Source organism: Rhodopirellula sp. MGV, from assembly GCF_002251265.1.
GTDB classification, from domain to species: Bacteria; Planctomycetota; Planctomycetia; order Pirellulales; family Pirellulaceae; genus Stieleria; species Stieleria baltica_A.
The window spans coordinates 14,272-14,883 of sequence record NZ_NPDI01000007.1 but is presented as its reverse complement, the minus strand read 5'-3'; positions in this window follow the sequence as shown (position 1 = coordinate 14,883).

Genomic DNA, 612 nt, shown 5'->3' with positions numbered 1-612 from the left:
ACGATGCCCAGTAACCGGCAGTGGGGATTCGTTCGACGGGGGATTTCGACACTCACGAAACTGTCCTTCGCCAGAACGAGAAATTCTTTGGAAAATCTGATGATGAAACGAACCTCAGGACGGTTGTCTACGTCCCTACAACAGCAGATTAATCTTGCCTTGGGCTTGCCAGGCAACGATAATCTGGCTGTCGGGTCGCACTGACGCGGTGCGACGGACTACTTCCGAACGCCGCCGGTTCCGCTCTTGTTGGCGCAAAGGGGCCGGGTGCGTCAAACCATGTTTTTAAAGGAGGTGATCAAGTGGAAATTTGCTGTACTAGCCAACGGGGAAGCAACCCGTAGACCAAGTCGGCGGGCTGACGCTTATGGGTCAGCTTCCCCACTCGAGATCATCCTTTTGATCGCGAGATAATCGCCCGTTTGTTGCGGTTTTACCTTGGCCGCAGCAAGCGGGTTTTTTGTTGCGCAGTAATCATCGGCGAACTGGCTATTCGCGAACCAGAGTTGTTACCCTGGTCACGATGACGCGCCGCAATGTCGCCTTTCGCTCCGCGAAAGTAGCGCTCTCAAGATCTGAAGGCAACACCGCATCAGTCGCCGAAATTCACCG